At 67.7% G+C, this 21686-nt stretch carries 19 protein-coding genes and 2 pseudogenes; 12 read left to right on the top strand and 9 right to left on the bottom strand.

Translation table 11 applies throughout. The features are described 5' to 3' along the window. Positions 1 to 58 precede the first annotated feature (58 nt). Positions 59 to 574, top strand: a complete 516-nt coding sequence (locus ACFVYA_RS31245; protein ID WP_387050081.1) for a DUF2231 domain-containing protein — start codon at positions 59 to 61, stop codon at positions 572 to 574. 386 nt (positions 575 to 960) lie between these two features. Here ACFVYA_RS31245 and ACFVYA_RS31240 read toward each other — a convergent pair whose 3' ends face one another. The 3 genes and pseudogenes from ACFVYA_RS31240 to ACFVYA_RS31230 form a co-directional block, all read right to left on the bottom strand. Next, a complete protein-coding gene (locus tag ACFVYA_RS31240; protein ID WP_387050079.1) occupies positions 961 to 1311 on the bottom strand; it encodes a hypothetical protein in 351 nt (116 codons plus the stop codon). Positions 1312 to 1446: 135 nt separating this feature from the next. Further along, positions 1447 to 2178, bottom strand: a pseudogene (locus ACFVYA_RS31235) (glutamate-cysteine ligase family protein); the annotation flags it as partial. Between the two features lie 46 nt (positions 2179 to 2224). Continuing rightward, complete coding sequence (locus ACFVYA_RS31230) at positions 2225 to 3283, bottom strand: integrase core domain-containing protein (protein WP_387050077.1); 1059 nt, start codon at positions 3281 to 3283, stop codon at positions 2225 to 2227. A gap of 52 nt (positions 3284 to 3335) precedes the next feature. On the opposite strand from ACFVYA_RS31230, the gene ACFVYA_RS31225 reads away from it, so the two are divergent. Next, positions 3336 to 3866, top strand: coding sequence for a GAF and ANTAR domain-containing protein (locus ACFVYA_RS31225; RefSeq protein ID WP_387050075.1), 531 nt, complete (start codon positions 3336 to 3338; stop codon positions 3864 to 3866). A 337-nt stretch (positions 3867 to 4203) separates the two neighbouring features. Then, positions 4204 to 5127 (top strand): annotated as a pseudogene (locus ACFVYA_RS31220) (esterase/lipase family protein); the annotation flags it as partial. A gap of 53 nt (positions 5128 to 5180) precedes the next feature. On the opposite strand, the gene ACFVYA_RS31215 reads toward ACFVYA_RS31220, so the two are convergent. Further along, the gene (locus ACFVYA_RS31215; RefSeq protein ID WP_387050073.1) at positions 5181 to 6392 is read right to left on the bottom strand and encodes a low temperature requirement protein A; all 1212 of its coding nucleotides are present in this window, start codon (positions 6390 to 6392) and stop codon (positions 5181 to 5183) included. A 132-nt stretch (positions 6393 to 6524) separates the two neighbouring features. Between ACFVYA_RS31215 and ACFVYA_RS31210 the strand changes: the two genes are divergently transcribed. The 6 genes from ACFVYA_RS31210 to ACFVYA_RS31185 all read left to right on the top strand — a co-directional run bounded on the left by ACFVYA_RS31210 (position 6525) and on the right by ACFVYA_RS31185 (position 13598). Further along, a complete protein-coding gene (locus ACFVYA_RS31210) occupies positions 6525 to 7667 on the top strand; it encodes an AI-2E family transporter (protein ID WP_387050071.1) in 1143 nt (380 codons plus the stop codon). A gap of 17 nt (positions 7668 to 7684) precedes the next feature. Continuing rightward, a complete protein-coding gene (locus ACFVYA_RS31205) occupies positions 7685 to 8860 on the top strand; it encodes a putative zinc-binding metallopeptidase (protein ID WP_387050069.1) in 1176 nt (391 codons plus the stop codon). Positions 8861 to 8895: 35 nt separating this feature from the next. Beyond that, positions 8896 to 9762: a hypothetical protein gene (locus tag ACFVYA_RS31200; RefSeq protein ID WP_387050067.1), complete on the top strand. Its 867-nt coding sequence runs from the start codon at positions 8896 to 8898 to the stop codon at positions 9760 to 9762. A gap of 91 nt (positions 9763 to 9853) precedes the next feature. Beyond that, positions 9854 to 10150, top strand: coding sequence for a hypothetical protein (locus ACFVYA_RS31195; protein ID WP_387050065.1), 297 nt, complete (start codon positions 9854 to 9856; stop codon positions 10148 to 10150). A 510-nt stretch (positions 10151 to 10660) separates the two neighbouring features. After that, a complete protein-coding gene (locus tag ACFVYA_RS31190) occupies positions 10661 to 13129 on the top strand; it encodes an NB-ARC domain-containing protein (protein ID WP_387050063.1) in 2469 nt (822 codons plus the stop codon). Between the two features lie 151 nt (positions 13130 to 13280). Then, on the top strand, positions 13281 to 13598 hold the full coding sequence (locus ACFVYA_RS31185) for a hypothetical protein (RefSeq protein ID WP_387050061.1): 318 nt from the start codon (positions 13281 to 13283) through the stop codon (positions 13596 to 13598). Positions 13599 to 13608: 10 nt separating this feature from the next. Here ACFVYA_RS31185 and ACFVYA_RS31180 read toward each other — a convergent pair whose 3' ends face one another. Beyond that, positions 13609 to 14757 (bottom strand): hypothetical protein, encoded by a 1149-nt coding sequence (locus ACFVYA_RS31180; protein ID WP_387050059.1) that lies wholly within the window; start codon positions 14755 to 14757, stop codon positions 13609 to 13611. Positions 14758 to 14962: 205 nt separating this feature from the next. After that, the gene (locus ACFVYA_RS31175) at positions 14963 to 16591 is read right to left on the bottom strand and encodes a helix-turn-helix domain-containing protein (protein ID WP_387050057.1); all 1629 of its coding nucleotides are present in this window, start codon (positions 16589 to 16591) and stop codon (positions 14963 to 14965) included. 202 nt (positions 16592 to 16793) lie between these two features. Between ACFVYA_RS31175 and ACFVYA_RS31170 the strand changes: the two genes are divergently transcribed. Beyond that, the gene (locus ACFVYA_RS31170; RefSeq protein ID WP_387050055.1) at positions 16794 to 16919 is read left to right on the top strand and encodes a hypothetical protein; all 126 of its coding nucleotides are present in this window, start codon (positions 16794 to 16796) and stop codon (positions 16917 to 16919) included. 175 nt (positions 16920 to 17094) lie between these two features. Here ACFVYA_RS31170 and ACFVYA_RS31165 read toward each other — a convergent pair whose 3' ends face one another. Next, the gene (locus tag ACFVYA_RS31165) at positions 17095 to 17610 is read right to left on the bottom strand and encodes a DUF6998 domain-containing protein (protein WP_387050053.1); all 516 of its coding nucleotides are present in this window, start codon (positions 17608 to 17610) and stop codon (positions 17095 to 17097) included. Positions 17611 to 17834: 224 nt separating this feature from the next. Between ACFVYA_RS31165 and ACFVYA_RS31160 the strand changes: the two genes are divergently transcribed. Then, on the top strand, positions 17835 to 18194 hold the full coding sequence (locus ACFVYA_RS31160; RefSeq protein ID WP_387050051.1) for a hypothetical protein: 360 nt from the start codon (positions 17835 to 17837) through the stop codon (positions 18192 to 18194). On the opposite strand, the gene ACFVYA_RS31155 is transcribed toward ACFVYA_RS31160, so the two are convergent. Then, entirely contained in the window at positions 18154 to 19422 is a 1269-nt protein-coding gene (locus ACFVYA_RS31155; protein ID WP_387050049.1) for a hypothetical protein, read from the bottom strand. The two genes, ACFVYA_RS31160 and ACFVYA_RS31155, sit on opposite strands and share 41 nt — an antisense overlap. 715 nt (positions 19423 to 20137) lie before the next feature. Here ACFVYA_RS31155 and ACFVYA_RS31150 point away from each other — a divergent pair. Continuing rightward, positions 20138 to 20953, top strand: coding sequence for an alpha/beta fold hydrolase (locus tag ACFVYA_RS31150; protein ID WP_387050047.1), 816 nt, complete (start codon positions 20138 to 20140; stop codon positions 20951 to 20953). A 505-nt stretch (positions 20954 to 21458) separates the two neighbouring features. On the opposite strand, the gene ACFVYA_RS31145 is transcribed toward ACFVYA_RS31150, so the two are convergent. After that, positions 21459 to 21686 (bottom strand): hypothetical protein (locus tag ACFVYA_RS31145; protein WP_387050045.1); only part of this gene is annotated, 228 nt, incomplete at its 5' end.

The following is a 21686-nucleotide window of genomic DNA, read 5'->3' as shown; positions in this document are numbered from 1 at the left end:
GTGTGCCTGATCTGCGACCGGGTACCCGCACGTTCCCCATTCATCCGGGAGGTCGATCGTGGAAAGTCGCGTCAAGGCGTTCGGTCACGCCATCCATCCGATGTTGATCGTGTTCCCGTTGGGGCTGCTGGCCACCGCGGTTGTTTTCGACATCCTGCACCTGATCACCGACCGGTCCGGGTTCGCGGTGGCCGCCGCCTACGCGATCGCCGCCGGGATCATCGGCGGACTGGTGGCCGCGTTGCCCGGGTGGATCGACTGGTCCGCCATTCCGGCCGGCACCCGCGCCAAGCGGGTCGGCCTGTTCCACGGTGCGGGCAACATGCTGGTGCTCCTGCTGTTCGCGGTCAGCTGGCTGCTGCGCGTGAACGCCGGCGACTGGGTTCCCGGTGCGTGGGCGTTGATCTTCGGCTTCGCGGGTGTCGCGATCGCCGGGGTGACCGGGTGGCTGGGCGGCGAGCTGGTCGAACGCCTCGGTGTCGGAGTGGACGACGGAGCCGGCCTGCAGGCCCCGAGTTCGCTGTCGCACAACAAGACAACCCGGCGGGGCCGCGTCCGGCACGAGCCGAGCTGATCGCCACCGCGACATCGGCTCGGTCACCGAGACAACCCCCTCGGCGACCGAGCCGATTTCCGTCGTCGGTCTCCTACCGAGCAGGTCTGCTGCGAGATGGCCCCCCTCGATTCGAGGCCGGTATGCAGCGCAAAACGGCTTTGGCACGCCTCTGACCTGGGCGTAAAGCGGTTTTGAGGCGCCTCGGCGGGCTTCCTGGCGACGTCGACTTCCGCTCGCTCAGGAGTGCCGCCATGGACCAGCCCTCGTCACCGAAACACCCCGCAACCAGTCCGACGACGCGTCCGCGTGGCGAGCCCGGCGTGTTCGATACCGCCCGCACCGCGTTCGCCTGGCTGGTCACCGGACCGCACCCGGTCACCCTCGACGGCCGCCAGGTCCGCGGGCTACCGCCGCGGCTGGTGCCGCTGGACGACGTCGGCCGGATGACCGTCGCGAAGGGATGTCCACAGCAGACGCGGGACGCGGTGTGGACAGCTCTCGTGACGCGGTCCCGTGCCGAGGGTGGCACGTGGACGGTCGCGTGCGTCGGGCTCGCGCTGCCGATTTTGATCCCGGTCGCGGCCAAGCTGACCAACCGGTTCCGCGGCGAGGTCCACGACATCCACGCCGCGGTACTGACCGGCTTCCTCGAAGCCCTCACCGACGCCGATCTCACCCGGCCGGCCATCCTCGTCCGGCTGCGCTGGGCCGCCTACCGCGCCGGCCACCGCGCTCTGCGCGAGGGTGTACTTCATGCCGGCGGTCCGCGCGGCCGGCTCGGGCCGCCTGGACACCCGGTCACAACGAGCCCCGTGCGCCGACCACCGAGGGCGGCGGCCTGGCGGATCCCATGCGCCGCTTCGGCAACTCGACGCGCAGCCCTACCACCGTCAGGGCAATGCCGGTGCGGTGTCCTGCAGTGTCCACCTCGTCCCCTCGGCCACGACGTCGCGGACCTGCCGCCGCGCCTGCCACGTCCGTCGTTGCCGGGTGGCGCCGTTGCCGGTGGCGAGCACCCGATCGAGCAGGGTGACCGTGCGGCGGTAGTCGCCTGGCCCGGACAGCTCCGGCCGGAGATGCCGCAGGAGCGATCCCAGTACCTGCCGGGGCGGGACGAGGTGACCGGAGCGGACGTCGAGCCAGGTGTCCTCGAGTCCGGCGCGAGCGGCGCGGAAGTGGGCGGCGCGGACGAGTTCCTGGGAGAACGGCGGTCCGGGGTCGCCGGCCCGGACGGCGCGGGTCGCGGTGGCGACGAGGGCGCGGACGAGCGTCGCCAGCAGGACGGTTTCGTCGATGGTGGCCGGCACGTCGCTGACCCGCACCTCCACCGTCGGCAGGTGCGCCGAAGGCCGGATGTCCCAGTAGACCATCCCGTGGTCGAGGATCGCGCCGGAGTCGACCATCAGGGCGACGGTCTCCGCGTAGTGCTCAGCCGACGTGAAGTAGGGCGGCACACCGCCGCACGGCCAGTGTGCCGTGGTGACCGCGCGCCAGCTGGCGAACCCGGTGTCGCCGCCGGCGTGGATGGCCGAGTTGGCCGTCAACCCGAGCAGTGCCGGGAGCCAGGGGCGCAGGTGGTTGCCGACAAGGACGGCGGTGGCCTGATCGGGGACGGCGACGTGGACGTGTGGGGTTCCAAAAGTCGGTCACCAGCGCTGGCCAGTGGCTTTACGCGGCTCGTTCGTACTCGTTGATCAGACCTCCGAGAAGCCGGCGTCGCTTGATTCGCTGAAAGTTGAGGTCTGCCGCGGGGTGGGTCGGCCGGGGTGGGCGAAGCTCGCGGGAACGGTGCGGCCGTCGACCGTTGTAGTGCCGGACGTACTCGGCGAGCAGATGCCTCTCGTTGAGGATCAGCATACGGTCGGTGAGCTCGGTTCTGGCGGTGAGCACGAACCGCTCGGCGTAGCCGTTCGCCCGTGGGCAGCGTGGTGGAATCCTGATCGTCTCGGTGCCCACGTCGGCCAGGACGGCATCGAAAGAGGCTGCGAACTGGCCGGCCCGATCGCGGATGAGAAATCTGAACTCGTCGACTCGATCACCGAGATTCATCACGAGGTTGCGGATCTGCTGGGTGGTCCACCCGCTGTCCGGATGGGTGGTCGTGCCGAGGACGTGGACGTAGCGGCTGCCGACCTCCAGTACGAAGAACACGTAGATCCGCTTGAGGGTGAGCGCGCAGTCGATGTGGAAGAAGTCGCACGCCAGCATCGTCGAGGCCTGCGTGCGCAGGAACTGCCGCCAGGACGTGTCGGTGTGCCGGGCCGGCGCGGGAGGTATGCGCGCCCGCTTCAAGATCCGCCGGATCGTCGAGGAACTGACCCGGTGTCCAAGCTTGAGCAGCTCACCTTGAATCCTCTTGTACCCCCAGTGGTGGTTCTCGATGGCCATCCGTTCGATTAACTCGGTGAGCGCCTCATCGACGGGCGGACGGCCAGCTCGGTGTGGGTAGGTCCACTTCGCGGCGACCAGGCGCCGGTGCCAGCGCAGGATCGTGGCCGGGGTGACCAACCGGTGCAGCCGCAGCCCTGTGGGCAACAGGCGGACCAACGCAGCGATCACCGCCCGATCGGCCCAGTCCAGGCGAGGTTTCGGGTTGCCTCTGCGCAGCACAGCCACCTCGTGGCGAAGCACCAGCAACTCGACGTCCTTGGACGCCGACGAGCGCCCGAGCAACACCAGCAGACCCACCAGCCGGAGTAAGATCAAGTAGAGCAGACGCAGCGTCACGGCTGTCGATCATGCCCTGTCCGTCACGTGTCTGTTTCCGCAGGTCGGGCGCGTGAACCGATTTCTGGAACCCCACAGCCTGGACTGCGTCGACACCGGTATCGCGGTGGCCAGCGCCGACTTGGCGACCGAGTCCGATCGGTGGCCCCAGTTCGCGCCGGCGGCGGTGAACGCGGGATTCCGCGCCGCGTGCGCGGTCCCGATGCGGCTGCGCGACGACGTCATCGGCGCACTGACCCTGCTGGGCACGCCCCCGGGAGCCATCGACGACGCCAGCGTCGCCCTGGGCCAGGCACTAGCCGACATCGCCACCATCGGCATCCTGCAACAGCGCGCGATCCGCCACGACGAGGTCGTGTCCGAACAGCTGCAAGCGACCCTGCACCATCGCACGGTCGTCGAACAGGCCAAAGGCGTCCTCGCCGAAGCCAGCGGGCTCGACATGCACCAGGCCTACCTCGCCTTGCGCGGCTACGCCCGCGCGCACCACCGACGGCTGTCCGACGTCGCGCACGACGTCGCGACCTCGGACCTCGACCCCGCCGAACTGCTGACCGGATCGACCGATGCGTCGCGGCCGTGAGACCTGCGGGCTTCCAAAAGTCGGTCATCGGCGCTGACCACGGGAGCGGTGCCGTGAGCACGAACTGCTCGGCGTAGCAGTTCACCCGTGGGCAACGCGGAGGAATCCTCACCGTCTCGATGCCCACTTCGGCCAGGACGGCCCACAGGTTCGCCTGCCCGTCCCCGCCGAAGTGGGCATCGACGCGGGTTCCGCCGCACTCCCGGAACGAGGCTTTCCGCCCTGCGATGGGCGTCACCTCGGCTGCGCGGGCCGATCCGCGTAACGGATCCCCGCGGCGGGTATTCGCGGGCTGAGGTCAGCCGGTCCTGCGGCGACGCCGTCCGGAAGAAGCACCATGACGAAGATGGCGACTGCCGCGCTGAGCGAGATGATGGGCGGTCTGGCTGCCTTGGCCCGGGCCGGCTCGCAATTGCCTGCTCTGCTCGCCCGGGACTTCTGGACCACCTCCGTCCTCGAGTCCGCTACCGGGCACTACGCCACCGGCCTCGCCCACGGGATGTTCGGAGCGCAACTCCCCGCGGCCTCCCGATCGAACGCGGAAATGACCGTCCGATGCGAACGACGACCGGTCAGCCTCGACCACCGTTCCCTGGCCGGCGCCTTCCCTGGCGCGGCCGGTCGCCTGGTGGTCTTCCTGCACGGACTGGTCGAAACCGAACGCTGCTGGTTCCGCGGCGCCGACTTCGGCGCGCGCCTGGCCGACGATCTGGGCACCACCTCCGTCTATGTGCGGTACAACTCCGGCCGGCACGTCTCCGAAAACGGCGGCGACCTCGTGACACTGCTGACCCGGCTGATCGCCGCGTGGCCCGTGCCCGTCACCGACATCGTCCTCATCGGACACTCCATGGGTGGCCTGGTGGCCCGGAGCGCGCTCTACCAAGCACAAGAACAAGAAGCGCCATGGTGTTCCCGCGTGAGCCGGCTGGTCTGCCTCGGCACACCGCACAACGGAGCACCGCTGGAACGACGTGTCGCCCAGATAGCCGGGCTGCTGGGCAAATCACCCCTCGCCGCTCCCCTGGCCCGCCTGCTCGCGATCCGCAGTGACGGCATCCGGGACCTCGGACACGGCTACGTCCACGAGACACAATGGGCAGCCGGCGCGGAATCCCGCCGGCCGGAAAGCGAAGCGGGCATCCGCCGCTTGTTCGTGTCCGCGACGCTGTCCCGCACCGAAGGAAGCATCTGGGGCCGGCTCGTCGGCGACCTCCTCGTGGCGCCGGTCACCGTGGGCGATCTGACTGAAGACGCCGACATCGTCTGGCTCGGCGGGCTGAACCACTTCAGCCTGCTCCACGACGACGCCGTCTACGAAACGCTTCTCGGCTGGCTGCGCACGGACGCCGGACCGCGCCGAACCACCGTTCCCCGCACGGCCAACGCAAGGCATAGCAACGCCAGTCCCGCGACGAGCAGCAAGGCATGGTGGTGCCCGAGCGCGGCGGCCGCCGGCACGACCGGCACCGCAGCGAGCGGCCACGGCCAGACCGCCCGCCAGGAATGACTGCTGCCGCCGAGGACGAGGGCCGACCCGATCAGGAACAGGACGACCCCGGCGGCCAGGGTCCAGCCGGCGGCCGACGGGAGCGCCGCCTCCGGGTGCAGCACGAGTTCCTCGATGCCGACCCCGGCCAGCACGATGCCCAGGGCGAGCGGCAGATGGCCGTAGACGAACAGGTCGTGTCGTTCGTCGGCCGGCGCACCGTCCCGGGTTTCGTCGTCGCGCCGGCGCAACGCCGCGGCGCCGACGGCGGCCGCCGTGTCGAAGTAGATCCACCACAGCGCGGCGGCGATGACGAAGCCGGCGACGCCGACAGCGACCGCGTCAGGACCCCACTCGGCGTCGCGCACGCCGATGGCCGCACCGCCCACGGCCTCCCCGAGGACCAGGATCACGAAGAGCCCGAACCGCTCCGGGAGGTGCTCCAGGTGCAGCGGGAGGTGGTTGTCGCGCCAGGTCGCGACGACCGGGCCGACGGCGTCGACGGCCACCGCCGCGCCCCACAGCCAGTACCGGACCAGTCCGTCGACAGCTAGCGACACCGCCCACAGGACCGAACTCACCCCGAGGGTCGCGAGGTAGACGCCGATGGTGCTCCGGGCGTCTCGGACGTGCCGCCACGCCCGGGCGTGGAGCACCAGCAGGATCACCCGGCCGGCGAGGAAGCACACCGCGAACGACGTGGAGAAGGCCGAGGTCGCGAACATCGCGCTCGCGGCGCACCCCGCGATGGACAGCGTTGCGGCGAGCTTCCCGATCCGGAACAGGACGTCGTCGGTGTCGAACCGGTTGGCGTAGAGGGTGAAACCCACCCAGGACATCCAGACGGCGGCGAACAGCGCGACGAACGTACCGAACCCGGCCCACGTCAGGTGCTTCAGGAAAGCGACCGCGAGCTCGTTCACGACCAGGACGTAGGCGAGGTCGAAGAACAGTTCGAGGTTGCTCGTCGACGCCTCCTGGCCGGTCCTCAGTGCCGGCGGCCGGACCATCGGCTCGCGTTCGGTATCCGCACTCACGAGCACCTCCTGTCCTCGGGCCGGGTCGTCCCGGGCTACCCGTCCTCACGGCGGCGAACCCTCCCCCGGCGGCCGGGTAGCGGCCTTCGCAGTGGGTAACCAGGCAACCCCAGGACCCAGGGAGGCCTAACCATGCCCGAACCCGAAAACCGGCTACCCGAGGAGAGCTCGGACGACGGGGGCACCTTCGCCGACGCGGAAGCCGCCGCGGCCGAACTCAGCACCACCGCGCAACCGCTGGGGGCCAAGGGAGAACCCCTCAACCGTCGCTCCCCGTTTCTGCTCGGCATGGCCGGCGCCGCCGGCGTGGCCGTCATCTACGCGCTCGTGCAGATCATTGCCGGCCTGGAGCACGTCCTGGTCCTGCTCGGGCTCGCGCTGTTCCTCGCCATCGGCCTCGAACCCGCCGTCGCCTGGCTGACCCGCCACCGCTTCCCACGCTGGCTCGCCGTCACCACCGTCTTCGTCGTCGGCCTGCTCGCCATCGGCGGCTTCCTCACCGCCGCGATCCCCGTCCTGGTCGAACAAGCAACCCAGTTCGTCGGCAAAGCGCCCGAATACCTCCGCGACGCCCAGAACCACAACACCGTCCTCGGCACCCTCAACGAACGCTTCCACCTGCAGCAACAGCTGGAGAGCCTCGTCAGCGGGCCCGGCATCGGCAGCGGACTGCTCGGCGCCGGCCAAGCCGTCTTCAGCGCGTTGACCAACGTCCTGCTGCTGATCGTCCTGACCGTCTACTTCCTCGTCGACCTCCCCCGGATCCGCGCCGGCGGCTACCGGCTGATCCCCCACTCCCGGCGCCCCCGGGCGATCCTCATCGGCGACGCGATCTTCACCAAGGTCGGCGGCTACGTCCTCGGCAACCTGGCGATCTCCGTCATCGCCGGGGTGCTGACCCTGATCTGGCTGCTGATCTTCGGCGTCCCGTACGCCGCGCTGCTCGCGATCGCCGTCGCGATCCTCGACCTGATCCCGGTCGTCGGCTCCGTCGTCGGCGGGGTGCTCGTCAGCCTGGTCGCGCTCACCGTGTCCCTGCCCGTCTGCCTGGGCACCGTCGGCTTCTTCATCGGCTACCGGCTCGTGGAGGACTACCTCCTGGTACCGCGGATCATCGGCGGCGCGGTCAAGGTCCCCGCGCTCGTCACGGTCGTCGCCGTCATCCTCGGCGGTGCGCTGCTCGGCGTCGTCGGCGCCCTCGTCGCGATCCCCGTCGCCGCCGCACTCCTGCTCCTCCTCCGGGAAGTCCTCTACCCGCGGCTCGACCACACCTGACCGGAAGGACCTCCTGCGTGCGCACGTTCACCTGCCCGCACTGCGCGAACCTGCTGTTCTTCGAGAACTCGGCTTGCGTGGTGTGCGGCACCGAGGTCGGCATCGACCGCACCACCCGGTCGATGCTCCGCACGACCGACAGCGATCGCTGCGCCAACGCCGAACTCGCCGGCTGCAACTGGCTCGCCGCGGACGGCCCCCTGTGCGGCTGCTGCGCGCTGACCCGGACCCGCCCCGCCGACGAAGACGTCGACGCCCTCGAAGCCTTCCGCGCCGCGGAAGCCGCCAAACGACGGCTGGTCTACCAGCTGGACGACCTCGGCCTGCCCGTGACACCGCGGACCGCCGATCTCTGGCACGGCTTGGCGTTCGACCTGCTGTCCAGCACGGACCGCCCGGTGACCACCGGGCACGCCGGCGGGGTGATCACCATCGACCTCGCCGAAGGCGACGACGGGTTCCGCGAAGGCCTGCGCGCCCGGCTGGCCGAGCCGTACCGCACCCTTCTCGGCCACTTCCGGCACGAGATCGGCCACTGGTACTGGGACCGGCTGGTCGCCGACGCGCCCGCCGCGTTCCGGGACCTGTTCGGCGACGAGCGGGCCGACTACCAGCAGGCCCTCGAGAAGCACTACGGAAGCGACGCCGGCCCCGGCTGGGCGGAGGACCACGTCAGCCACTACGCGGCCGCGCACCCCTGGGAGGACTGGGCCGAAACCTTCGCTCACCTCCTGCACATCCGCGACACCGTGCAGACCGCCGCGGCGCTCGGCGTTCTCGTCGCCGGCACGCCGATCGCGCCCCACCCCGGCAGCCAGGTCGACGCCGTCCCCGAAGACCGGACCGAGGACGTCGACGAACTGATCGCGACCTGGATCCCCTTGTCGCGCGCCCTCAACCAGCTCAACCGCAGCATGGGCAAGGACGACCTCTACCCGTTCGCGCTGGCGCCCGCGGTGCACACGAAGCTGCGGTTCGTCGGCGCGATCGTCACCGGGAACCGGACGGCCGTGCGCGGTCAGGGATCCGGCGGCCCCGGGTCGCTGAGTCCGTGGCAGATGTTTGAGGCAGCACGTCAAGGGCACTCGCCTCGCGGAGAGCCACAATGGCTCGACGACACACCCGAGACCCCGGTGTTCCACGGCGAGCGGACGCCTGCAGTTCGGGTGTTCTCTTCACGATCGCGTCTCTGAAAGCCGGCCGGTCCGCTTGGCGGATGAGGGCCCCTGTGACGACGGTGCGCACGCTCACGACGGATACGGCCCGCCTCCAGGCGATGTGCGGTCGGTGTCCGCGACGACCCAGACCACCGAAGGAGACAGCCATGACCACCGGACGCGCGGGCGACGAGCATCGCGGCAGCACCGCTGCCTCAGCGCACCCCGCCACCCAGAACCCCGGCCCGCAGGAGTCTGCGGCGCGAAAGAATGCGGCCGACCGGCCCGGTCCTGAACAGAACCCGGATGGCGGCCGCCCCGAGCCCGATCACCACGACCGGCTCGAGCAGGGCATCGCACCGTCGCGCGGAGACGTCCTCCACCGGCAGAAGGACCGCTTCGGCGGCATCAAGTGGGGCTCGGCGTTCTTCGGCTGGCTCACCGCGATCGGTACCGCCGTGCTGCTCTTCGCGCTGCTCGCCGCCATCGGCGCCGTGATCGGCGTGTCCCTCACCGAGGGCACTCGCCGAGCGACCGGCCAAGCCGCGCAGAATCCCGACGTGACGCAGACCGCGGGCATCGTCAGCGCCATCGTCGCCGCCGCGGTCCTGTTGATCGCCTACTACTGCGGCGGATACGTCGCCGGACGGATGGCCCGATTCAACGGCGTGAAACAAGGCATCGCCGTCTGGGTCTGGACGATCGCCATCACCGTCGTCGTCGCGATCCTCGCGGCCATCGCCGGCGACCGGTTCGACGTCATCAGCGACGTCGGCGGACTGCCGAAACTCCCCGTCGGTGACGACGCCACCACCATCACCGTGATCATCGGCGCGGCCGTCGCGCTCGTCGTCGCCCTCGTCGGAGCGATCCTCGGCGGCTTGGCCGGGATGCGGTTTCACCGCAAGGTCGACCGCGCCGACCTCGGCACGTACTGACCATGAAGGTAGCGATGGTGTCGGTGCACGCCAGTCCGCCGGCAAAGCCGATGCCGGCAGCCAAGGCGTACACCTCGACGAACTGGCCTCGGTGATGACCAAGGCCGGGCACGAGGTGACCCTGCACACCCGGCGCGCGTCCCGGAACGTCCGGTCCAGAGTGGATAAACCGGCCGGGTACCACGTGCCGGCCAGGCCGCCCAGGTTGACCTCGAAGGACGACCTGCTGCCGTTCACCGGCGAGTGCAGCGACTTCCTGCACGACCACTGGGCGACCGCACGCTACTCGTGTGACCGGATCGCCGCGGACACGATCCGGGCGTACGCCGTGGCCGCTCCGGAACCCGTTACGGCCCGGAAGCCGCGTTCCCGTGCGGAGGCCCGGTGAGTCCCCGCTACTTCCCGGCCCCGACCCGGGCACACCCGAGACCCCGGTGTTGGACGTCGACCGTCGTGCACCTGGACACCCCCGAGGTGTTCTGCCTTTCGAGCAGGTCCCATCCGGCTTCGCGAAAGACGGTTATCCGCCGCCGTCGAGGGAAGCCGAGCAACTCCGCGGCGGCACCTCAGCCGCCGCGAACGTTCCGAGAGGTCTCCAGTGTTCCGTCACACGACACTCATGCAGTTCGAAGCCAAGCCCGAGAAGCCCGACACAGAGCGAGTCTTCGGTCTCTGCGTCGAGGTCGATGGGACCGCCCGCAAGAACGTCGAAGCCAAGATCATCCCGCCGAACTGAGGGCCCGACCGTTGGCAGTCCGCCCCGGACCATGCTCCCATGCCGCCGACCGCGCCCCAACGTCCGCTTCTGCCGATGTGAGCGTGATGGTAGTCGGCTGCTGACGGAATCGAGTGGTTCCTGGATCGACCGAAGTGGCTGTGCGTGCGGCATCATGGTGGCGTGGCGATCAGTGACAAGGACCGAAAAGTGTTATGGGCACGGTCAGGCAATCGGTGTGCGTTGTGTCGGCGGCAGCTTGTGGCTGAGCGTACGGCGACCGATCGCGAGGCGGTCGTCGGCGACGAAGCCCACATTGCTGCTCAGTCGCCGGGAGGTCCCCGTTATGACGAATTCCCGACCAACTTGACGGACAGTTACGACAACCTTGTACTACTTTGCCGAGTTGACCACAAGAAGGTTGACGACCAGCCGGAATATTACACCTCAACCGTGCTCCGTCAGAAGAAATCCGATCATGAACTGTGGGTTGACCAGTCGTTGCAGAGGGCTAGCAGTTCGGAGTCCGACGGAATGGTTGACGGCGCAAAACATGCCGAGTGCTGGCCGACGCCTCAGCAGTTGCCGCCGGCACCACCTCGATTTGTCCGCCGGCAGCCCGAGCTGCGAGCAATAACCCAGGCCGCAGCGGGGGCCGCTGAGGACACCAAGACCGTGATTCTCACGTTGACGGGCCCGGGCGGCATCGGCAAGACGTCGGTAGCGCTCCGCTGGGCTCACCTGCATGCCCATCACTACCCCGACGGCCAGCTATACGTCGATCTGCACGGTTTCAGCCCGTCTGGCGAACCGATCACGGCCGCCACCGCGCTGCGCGGGTTGCTGCACGCTCTCGACGTGAAGCCCGACCGCGTGCCCGAACACGTCGACGCACAAACAGCGCTGTACCGGAGCCTGGTAGCAGGCAAACGGATGCTGATGGTGCTCGACAACGCTGCCACCATTGAGCAGGTCGTACCGCTACTACCTGGTAACACAGCCGGCATCGTGCTGGTCACCAGCCGCCATCGCCTGACCGGACTGACCGTGAAGCACGGCGCCCAGCCAATCCCCGTCGGCTTCCTCACCGAGACCGACGCACGTGCGCTTCTCGAGGCCAGCCTTGGCGCCCAACGCATGGCCGCGGAACCCGCGGCCATCGATGCCATGCTCGTAGGGTGCAAGGGGCTTCCACTAGCTTTGTCCATCGTTGCCGGAAACGCTCAGACTCATCCCGAGAGAACTCTGTCTACGCTGGCCGACGAGCTGCGCGACACAGCGACCCGGTTCGACGCGCTGGATGCCGGTGACCCGGCCACAAGTCTGCGTGCCGTGTTGTCCTGGTCCCAGGACGCGCTCACATCCCAGCAACACGAGACCTTCGCCCTGCTGGGGTTGGCTCCAGGCTCGGACGTCAGCCTGTCGGCTGCCGCACGTCTGACCGGCCAGACCAAGGCCGATACAAAACGACTGCTGACCACTTTGGAAGAGGCATCCCTGCTCCACTGTGACGACCGCGGTCGATACTGGATGCACGACCTGGTTCGTGCCTACGCCATCACTGTCGCCGAGCACGACCTCACCAAAGGGGCCAGCGAGCACGCAATACGGCGACTGCTGGACTTCTACGTGCACACCGCCCACAAAGCCGACCAGCTTCTCCATCCTCAACGCCGGCCTACCGAGCTCGCTCCCTCAACCCCCGCAATCCCTACAGACGACCTACAGCATGCATCGGACGCGCTGGCGTGGTTCACCGTCGAACACTCCAATCTCCGCGCGGCCCAAGACAGCGCGTCAACCCTGCGGTGGTGGCCAACCACATGGCAACTGGCCTGGGCCATGGCGACATACCACCAGCGGCAGGGATATCGAGACGACCGCATCGCCGTGTGGATCGCCGCTCTCGACGCCGCTACCAACCTCGACAACCCCGCCGCTCGCATCCGCGCCCATCGGCACCTTGGCCATGCCTACGCGGACCTGAACCAATTCCCGGACGCGTTCGAGAACCTGAATCTTGCCCTGATCCTGGCCCAAGAACACGATGTCACCGTCCAGCAGGCGCACACCCACCGGACTCTGGCGTGGATGTGGGAACGTGCAGGGAAACACCAAACAGCGTTGGAACACGCCGAGCAGGCGTTGATTCTCTACCAATACCTCGGCCGCCCTGTGGATGAAGCCACCTCGCTCAACCAGGTGGGCTGGTTGAAGGTCTGGCGCCGCGACAGCATGGGCGCCCGCGAACACTGCAACGCTGCACTTGTTCTGCACCGCAGTCATCACAACCATGACGGCGAAGCGCACACTTTGGACAGCCTGGGGTGGATCGCCGAAAACAGTGGCTGCCACCATGAAGCGGTCGACCATTACCTGCAAGCCCTGCGGATCCACCGCACCCTGGGCAACAACTATTCTGTTGCCAACACTCTCGATCGGTTAGGCGTTCCCTACCAATCGTTGCGCCTATACGAGAAGGCTCAAGCAACGTGGCAAGAAGCATTGACCTTGTACCAGCAACAGGAACGAGACGACGTGGAGCGCGTACAGAGACGCCTGGATTACCTCACTCAGCTCTCTAGCCACCGAGCCAGTGTTCCGCGACAAGTGTCACCGAGTTCGGCTGTCCACGAAGCAAGCACCGAGTAATCTCCAGAGCGCACGCTCATGGCTCCGCTTTATGTCAAGGGGTGGCCTTGGCGAGGGTAAGCTGGCCGATGGCAGGTTCGGGTTGTGGCTCCTGCGGCTGCAACGTCAAGCGGGCAACCGCGCGGTGGCCTCAGCCGTCCAGGGGGTGGCGGTGGGACCGCTGCCGGACTTCAAGAGCAAACGAGGTGACACCCTTGTCACGCGCATCACCCACCGGCAGGTGGGCACCCTGGCGATCGACCTCGATGCGCTCATGGCCGCCGAACCGGCGACCCTCCTGCTTCACGAACGGATGTACCTGTTGCGCAAGCTCCAGCATGCCGCGAGCCAGCCAGCGCACATCGCCGATGTCGCGGCCGCCGTCGAACACCTCTTCGCCGGTCTAGCCGAGACCGGGGGACAACCCCGTGGCGGCTCCACCACCACATCGAACACCACCATGGTGATCTACCACAGCCCCAGCAACTGACGCTGCAGTACTAGCTTTCGATGGAATTCCTGAATCTCCAGGCTTCCTGAACCGCCAACCTCGACTGCTCGATCCAGGTTCGGCCAAGGACATCAATTGTGAACCCGACTTTTCCCGGATTCGTCGCCGATGTCGCCTGATTGAAGGTCTGGACCAGCGACGGTCGCAGCGGGACCCAGTCGACGGCGGCGTGCTCGTAGCCCGAGTGCGCTTGGCCCACCCGGGCACGCAACTCCTCTTTTGAGATCCTCAGCTTCACGACGGCGACCACATGACCTCGAAGGATGCAGCGCAAGATACCGATCCAGGTGATCTGGATCGGATTATAGTCCCTGGGCCGCAGCCCTAGTTCTTCGTTCAGACCTCTTTCCGCGAGACTGAAGAGATCCTCTGGAGATCCGGGTCGATTCGGGTCGGATTGCTTCATCGTCTCGAAGACGCCAACCGTCCACCATCCGACTGCGCTGTCGACGGCCGTTGACCGTTCAACGCAGAGCAGCTCATCATTCTCAGAAGAGACCACCACGAGATTTACCGCGAGGGACGATGGTACGGCCATGCCCAGATAATCGCGGACGTTCCGCTCAAGGGCGCGATCGCAGTCTTCGAAAAGTTCAGGACGTCGACTGCGAAGATCCTCGATCGCCAACACTTCGGAATAAACACTTGGGGCCTGATAGACGCGGCAGTACTGCGTTTCGTCGGACTCTCTGTGATCGATACGGAAACCGGTCAGGTAGACGGTCTCGCCGGACGCTGTCCGACTGAAATCCTCAACCGCCGCCAACAAGGACGCTTGGTCAAGATATGGCTGGACGGGCCTGTTCTCGGCTGCCACGGTCTCGGTTAGCAGCCTACTTGGATCCAGCTTTCGGGCTGGGCTCCAAATACCGAGCGGAAATAGTCCGTCCTGTCGAACGTCGTAGCCGGATATCTCTGGATACGTCATCAGCTTGGCAAGTTCCTTGCCGCCGGCGGAATTCGGCGACCGATCCCTTCGTTGCCGCGGATATGTCTGGTCGTAGTGATCTCTCCAGGTCAGCATGTCAGTCGCGTAGTCCGATAGCGGGCGTTTGTGGACCTTGGCGTATCGGACACAACCGTCGACAAACGCTTCAACGGTCGCCCATCGAGGCACACTGTCGCTCTCCGTGGTCACCGCGGCCAGTGCGGAGCGGCTTGGTGTCCGTCCTTGTCTGTCGGTGATGGGTCTGTCGGTGATGTCGTGCGGCCCGGTGCTCTGAAGGCCGCCGCGACCCAGCCTGTTGCAGCCCGGCGCGACGGGACAAGCGCCCGGGACGGGATGGGAAGTTGGGATGGAAACTCGCCTTCCACCTGCGAAGACGAGCGTCGGTGGGACGCCGTCACGCCCCGGTTCGCAGGTTGATCCGCACGGGACTGGTGGTCACGTCCACCGGATCGCCCGCGGCCAGTGACTTTTCGGTACCGTCCAGCCGGTCTTCGGCATAGCTTCCGGGGTCCGCGCTCATCGACGCGCGGCCGGCCGCGGTCCAACGAATCACGAACGGGTCGTGGCCGTCATCGAAGCGGCACTCCCACACGGCCGCGGGCAGGCGCGCCATCGTTCCCTGCCCGCACGAGTGGATCCGTGCGCCGCGCAGCCAGCGCCGCAGCTGCTCGACCGCGAGCGCGGCCGGGGTCGGCGCCCCGCCGTCGGGTTGCAGGATGATGGGGATCTTGGTGCCACCCCAGTTGTAGAAGAAGGCCCGGCGGTAGTGCGCGAACAGAGCCACCAGGTAGAACCGGACCGCGTGGTCGGCCGCAGTGGCCGGGTCGAGTGGCCGTTGCAGGCTGATGTCGTAGCGGGTCCCGGTGTCCCAAACCGGCGGGTGGAGGCCGGCGCGCTGGAAAGTGTTGTCGATCCCGGCGACGAGCGGCAGCATCGTTTCGGGCGGTGCCGCCGCATCGGGCTGGGTCAGCTTCACACCGGCGACGTCGCAGTACCGGTAGCCACCGAGTGCGGCGAACCGGGTGAGGAACTGCTGGGCCTCGGGCCGCTCCAGCCCGCCCATCGAGGGGCACACGATGGTCGCTCCGGGATCGGCCGCCCGGATGATGTCGTGAGCGCGGCGTGTCATCGCGGCGAGGGTTTCGACGCTGCCGGTGTAGAAGTGCGCGTCGTTGACCACGGCCCACAGTTCGTAGGCCCCGATGTGGCCGCGGTAGCGCCCGGCGACTTCGCCGACGAACCCGTCCCAATCGCGCAGATCGGTGGGGGGCGATGCCTTGGAGCCGTCGTCGTACAGCGTCGGTGCGCCGCCGGGGCTCGCCCACTCCGGTGTCCCGCCGAAGCTGAAGACCGAGCGCAGGCCGGCCGCCCCGGCCCCGGCCACCAGCCGGTCGAGGACGGACCAGTCGAAAATGCCCCGCCGCGGTTCGATGTTGGCCCAGCGTGTGTGACTGTCCCAGAACCGCACCGAATCCAGCCCGAACGTCGGCATCGCGCCGGTCGACGAATTGATTGTCGCGCCGAACAGGCCCGGATCCAGGTCGGTGGCGGTCTGGGCCCACATCGGTGCCGACAACACGGCGAGCGGCGCTTCCCCCGGCGAGGACGTGGTCGTCGAAGTACTCGCCGCGGAGAGCACGAGCGTCCCGAGCAGCACGAAGACCAGGGTCGGGACGGTGAGGCGGTGCCGTGCCGTGGTGCGCGCCCGCGCTGGCGACGCGCTCGTGCTGCCCGGCGCTGGAGGCGGAACCGCCGGTGCCGGCTGCGAACCGGGTCGTTCGTCCACCGCGCGCGCCCAGCACCGGAACAACCGGGCGAGCTCGGCGCGGTCGGCGCCGCAGACCGTGGCGATCGATTCGAGAACGCCGAACTCCGGGGGGACGAGCGCGGCCGTGCAGTACCGGTGGACCGAAGAACGGCTGAGGTGGCAACGCCGGGCCAGTGCCTCGTAGCTCAGCTTGCTGCGCGCCTTCAGCTCACTCAACGAACGGGCGAGTTCCTCCCGGCCCTGCGACGGCGACATGGATCTCTCCCCTGATCGTCAGATCGCGTCCGCTCCAGCCTCCCACACCGACGGCGGCCGGAGCGGCGTCCCGCCCGAATCACCCGATCGCTCGAGCGACGCGGGCGGGCGGCGGCGTCAAGCACCGGACCTTCACACCCAACCAACGGAACTGGGCGATGAGGTTCGAGGGCCACACCAGCGAGTGGCTGCGCGAGCGGACGTGGCGGATCCCCTCCCGCCCGACTTCACCGGGCTGCAGATCACCACCGACGTCATCGTGTCAGTCATCATCGGCGAGCCGGACTGGAAGCCGTGGCGATCCGGCTGGAGCCGACCGGCCGGTTGATCAGCGCACCGGGTGTTGCTGGTGGAGTCGCCCCGGAGATATACCTGCAGCTGCGCCTGCTGCCTCCGCTGTGGAACCGACCACGCGGTCTGGTGGGACCGTGTCAACCGCCGGATCGGTCCTGCCCACGTCCCAGCGCAGGGTCGAGGTCACCCGACGGCGGCGGATGCCCCGGCTACCGCGACGCGACGGCGTGGAACCGCGCCGTGACATCCACGCCGAGCCGGGCGCCGGCGGTGATCCTGATCAGGCGTCCGTTGACGTGTGCAGAGTGCCGGCCAGCAGATTCGAGGTCGACGGCCGGCACCTCACGAGCCCAGCGCAGCGCGTAGGTGGAGCTGTCGAAGGTGATCAGCACGGCAACGTCAAAGTCGAAGGAACGGAACACCGAGAAGACAGCACCAGCCCGAGTGTCCGGGCCGACGGTCCTTGCCTTCACCTGCACTCGCCTACCGTCGGCAGCGAGCAGGTCATAGGACTTCACCGAGTTCGCGGCCAGCGTCCCGCCGTAGACCTGGGCGGCTAGGTACTCCGCGTAGTCGCCCAAAGGGGCGTTGCGGGTCCGCACGACGCCCCGGTCTTGCAGCTCCTGCAGGATCGCGGCATACCTGCCCAGCAGGTCCGGAACGGACGCTCCGCTCAAGCCCCCCACAGCCTGTTCACGACCGGTCATCAGCAGCCCTTCATCCACGACGAGTCGCCAGCGTAACGTGCACAGACCGGCCAGGCCGATGTGAACGAGCTGCTACTGGCACCGGTGGCGAGCTGCGGAGGCACCACTCCTGCACGCACATTATTCAGTTGGAGACCGGTTCGACGGTCAGCCACCGTCGTCACGCACCGCGTGCCCCGGCAGCTCCTGCGGCCGGTGGACCGTGCCTGAACACACTGCGAGGACAGGCGCCACGAGTTCCAATGCCGTCGTCATTTGCCCCGCGCGATGTCAATCTGGAGCTGGATCTCTTCGTCAACCTCATGTGCGAGTCGCTTCACCTGCTGCTCGATCGGCTCGAACGCACCTTCGAGATCGGCGAAGGCAGCGAACGCCGTCAGGTCGTCGATCTCGGTGGCCAGATCCGCGGCGGCCTCCCGCCAGACGCAGCGCCATGCCCGCCGATCATGCCCGGCCCGTCGAACACCCCCGTCGCCACAGGTCAGATGCGTGGGGCCGGCTTCTGGAACCCCACAGGTGGCGATGGATCGCTCCGCGGGTCGATCACCGCCAGTGCGCGCTTCAGGCTGCGCCGAGCTTGGCCAGCTGCTCGGCCAGCTTGACCTGCTGCTCCAGCTCAGCGAGCTCTGCGGCCCGGCCATGGGTGGCCGCGAGCTGCGCGTACTCGGTCGACGTCTTCAGCAGACCCAGCTTCGTCTGGGCTTCGTCGAGTGCTTTCTTGACTGCGTCTGGTTTCTCAAGTTGAGCCTTACGAGCGGCGGCAACTGCGTCGAGCACGCTCCCGGCAGCGGTAGCCAGCTCCGAGAACATCGGAGCGGACTTGATCGAATAGGTATTGATCGAACCGTCGGCGTGGAACGTGACATCGACGTTGTTCTTACGCGCCAAGGCACTGTTGAAACAGATCTGGTCTTGCTGGCTGTACTCGTCGACGACGTCCAGCTCGCGAACCGTGGCCCGGTCAAGCCGCCAGGGCGCGCCGGCCTCTGTTCGGGTGTAAACACCCAGGCTCATCGGGCGCGGCCTGCGAAAGACCAACGCGTCAACGAGTTCGAGGTCGTCTGAGGCCGCGCTCGTCGCTGCCATCGCCCGCCTGCCAGCCAACGCCACGAGGACGCCCGCCTGGCCGGCCAATGTCATCTGCGCTGCAGGGATCTCAATGCCGGCGTCGAGCTCATCACGCAGGTCGTCTGTCTCCGGCCGGTAGAGATCGCTGGGAGCGAACTCGCAGGTGATCGCGGGCTCGGACTTCGCCTGACCGACGATCCACTCACGACGCATGCGGTCGAGAGCACCGAGTTCCCGTTCGAGGACGTCCAGAGCAGCACCGATTTCGGTGATCTGCACGGGTGTTGCGGCAGCCAACTCGCCCAGCAACGCCGCCATGCGTTCCGACAGCACTGTGATCAACGTGTCCTGTTCTTCGAATCTCCCCCGCCAACGCTCATCCAGCGATTTCTCGAGCGCAACCGGCTCCAGGGAGAACGCGGCGAGCACCGGAACCACCTTCGCCACGAGGCTGATGACGGGCGACAGATCTCGGCCGCTCTCGGTACCCACCGAAGTGATGACTCCGTTGTCGTCCAGTGTCACGGACATCGAGGCTGACTCCAGGAAGTCGACATCCACCGTCGTGGTGCAGGCCGCGCGGTGGTCGGCCGCGATCCCCGGCGCGATCGTCACTTCGGAAACCGGCTCGAGGAAACTCTCCGAGCGGATGCGGCCGTCCACCTCGACTTCCTTGGGAACGATCTCCAGACGACGGCTCACCGTCACCGTGAACCGCGTGATAGGCAGCCAGTACCGCAGGGGAAAGACCTTCGATGTCATGGTGGCCCTCCGCGAATCGCCAATGTACGGAGATGTCGCGCCAAGGAAGACAGACGTTACGCCATCTGGCCCAAAAGCTTCCGCTGTGCACCACGCTTGCTCGGCGATCGCCGCCGGTCTCGCGGAGTCAGCCGACCGTGGCGACCGCGTCGGCAATGATCGCGGCCTCCTGCCGTGAAGCCGACCCGCTTGGGTCGCCCACGGGGCGACACGAGAGGCCACCGCCGGGCACTCTCAGGAGTGCCTCACCTACGCACGGTCGCAACCAGTACGGCGCAATGGGTGGCTCGCAAGCGCGGGAACCACCCCGTCGGGTGAGCCAGGTCGACGCCGCGCGAACCAAGGAGACGAGCGTGCCCCTGAGCTGAGGGATGCCCGGTGACTGCAGCTCACGATCCTGCTCGAGTCGCTTCCGCGAGTAATGCGAAGACCAAGGATCGATGCCCACGAGCCATGTCGTGCGCCACCTCTCGGACGGCCGGTGCGACAATCGGGAGTCGACGGGGAAGGGAGCACGGATGCCGGAGAGTCGTCACGAGTACCTCTACGAGCGTCTCGGAGATCACGACTTTCAACAGCTGGTCAACGCTCTGCTAACCGCCCGCTACAAGGACTTCCTTCCACTGCCGTTGCGGCAATGTGATGGCGGCCGCGCCGGCGTGCGGATGAACGCATCCGGACAGAACGTGGTCTACCAAGTGAAACGGGAGACGACATGGACACCATCACCTCGGCCGACGGCACCGATGTCCGCGTATACGACGAAGGACGAGGACCGGCCGTGCTGATCATCGGTCCCGGGCTGGACGACGGGACCAGAACCAAGAAACTCGCCGGCATCCTCGCCACCCGGTTCCGAGTCGTACGCCTGCACCGCCGGCAGTACCGGATGGACCTCAAGCCCAGCGGACCGTGCTCGATCGCCGACGAGGTCGAGGACGTTCTCGCGGTCGCCGCCGCGGTCGGCGAGCCGCTGATCGTCTACGGCCACTCCTCCGGCGGCGTCGTCGCGCTCGAAGCCCTCGCGGCATCCGCGCACTCATTCGCCGGCGCGGTGATCTTCGAGCCCGCCGCGGTGACCAGCCGGCCGCTGGGCGGCGACAACGGCGAGGTCACCACCCGAGCGCGCGCCGCGATCGCCGCCGGCAAACCCGGCACCGCCCTGACGATCTTCATGCGGGACACCGTCGGCCTGCCACCGTGGCAGGCCCGGCTGGCCGGCACGCTCAGCTCACTCGTTCCGCACTACCGCGAACTCGTCCCCGCCCAGATCGACGACCTCGAAGCCCTGGACCGGCTCGGCGTCCGCCTCGACACCTACGCTCAGGTCACCGTTCCCACCCTGCTGCTCGGCGGCGATCGCAGCCCAGCGCATCTCACCGAACGACTCGACGCCATCGAACACGTGCTGCCTCAGGCCGAAAAGGTCGTGATGCACAACCGCGACCACGGCGTGGACCTGAAAGCACCGAAACTCCTCGCCGGGATCATCGAGACATTCGCCGACAAGGTGCTACACGACCCCGAATAACGGGACGGAGACGTCTGGTCGTGGTCAGTCATTACCAGCCTCGCGATTGCCTACACGCTTGGCTGCCGTTGCAGTACTAGACCTCGTTGTGGGAACCCATGATGACTGTGCGTTCGCGGGCAGGCCGAAGTACTCCGCGGCGTCCTCGGTAATGCAGGACGTCGCGATGAATAGATGAATAGCCGTTTGCGTCAGCTCGCCATCGTCGGCTCCCGCCCGCGCCGGAGCTCAATCTTCGACAGGCGCCCCAGTTCTTCGACCGTCACCCGCTCCCCGGCCAGCACCCGTGGAACCGGCTGCCACCCCGGTCGAGGAAGACGGCCGTGCCAGGAACGCGCTGCGTCGGGGGTTTCCCGGTCCCGGAGTTCCTCCACGAACTCGTCAGAATTCACGTTCGTCATATTCGTTTCTGCTACGCCCTGGTGCGTCGCCCGGGTCTGCTCGTCGTCCTCCGCCGGGCGAGGAGGCCACTTGGCGGAGGGAGTCCCGCCGACTGGCGATCGGATCAGTTCAGCACAGGTCGAGGAGGATGAGCGTGCTCTCCCTCCGGGTGAGCCTGGCCGGTCTCGATGAGGTCGGCGGCGCAGGCGAGGAATGTCGTGAGCGACAGCGCTTTCGGCTCGTCCAGGACGGGCACGTTGGGACGGAACACGACCTGGCCGACGGTGCCGCGGTCGCCGGACTCCAGGTCCAGGAGGTAGCAGTCGCCCTCGAACGCGAGGAAGGGCAGCCA

It is taken from the genome of Amycolatopsis sp. NPDC058278 (assembly GCF_042881395.1).
Taxonomy (GTDB): domain Bacteria; phylum Actinomycetota; class Actinomycetes; order Mycobacteriales; family Pseudonocardiaceae; genus Amycolatopsis.
The sequence above is the reverse complement of the archived record's forward strand: the minus strand, read 5'-3'. Positions and strand labels throughout refer to the sequence as shown.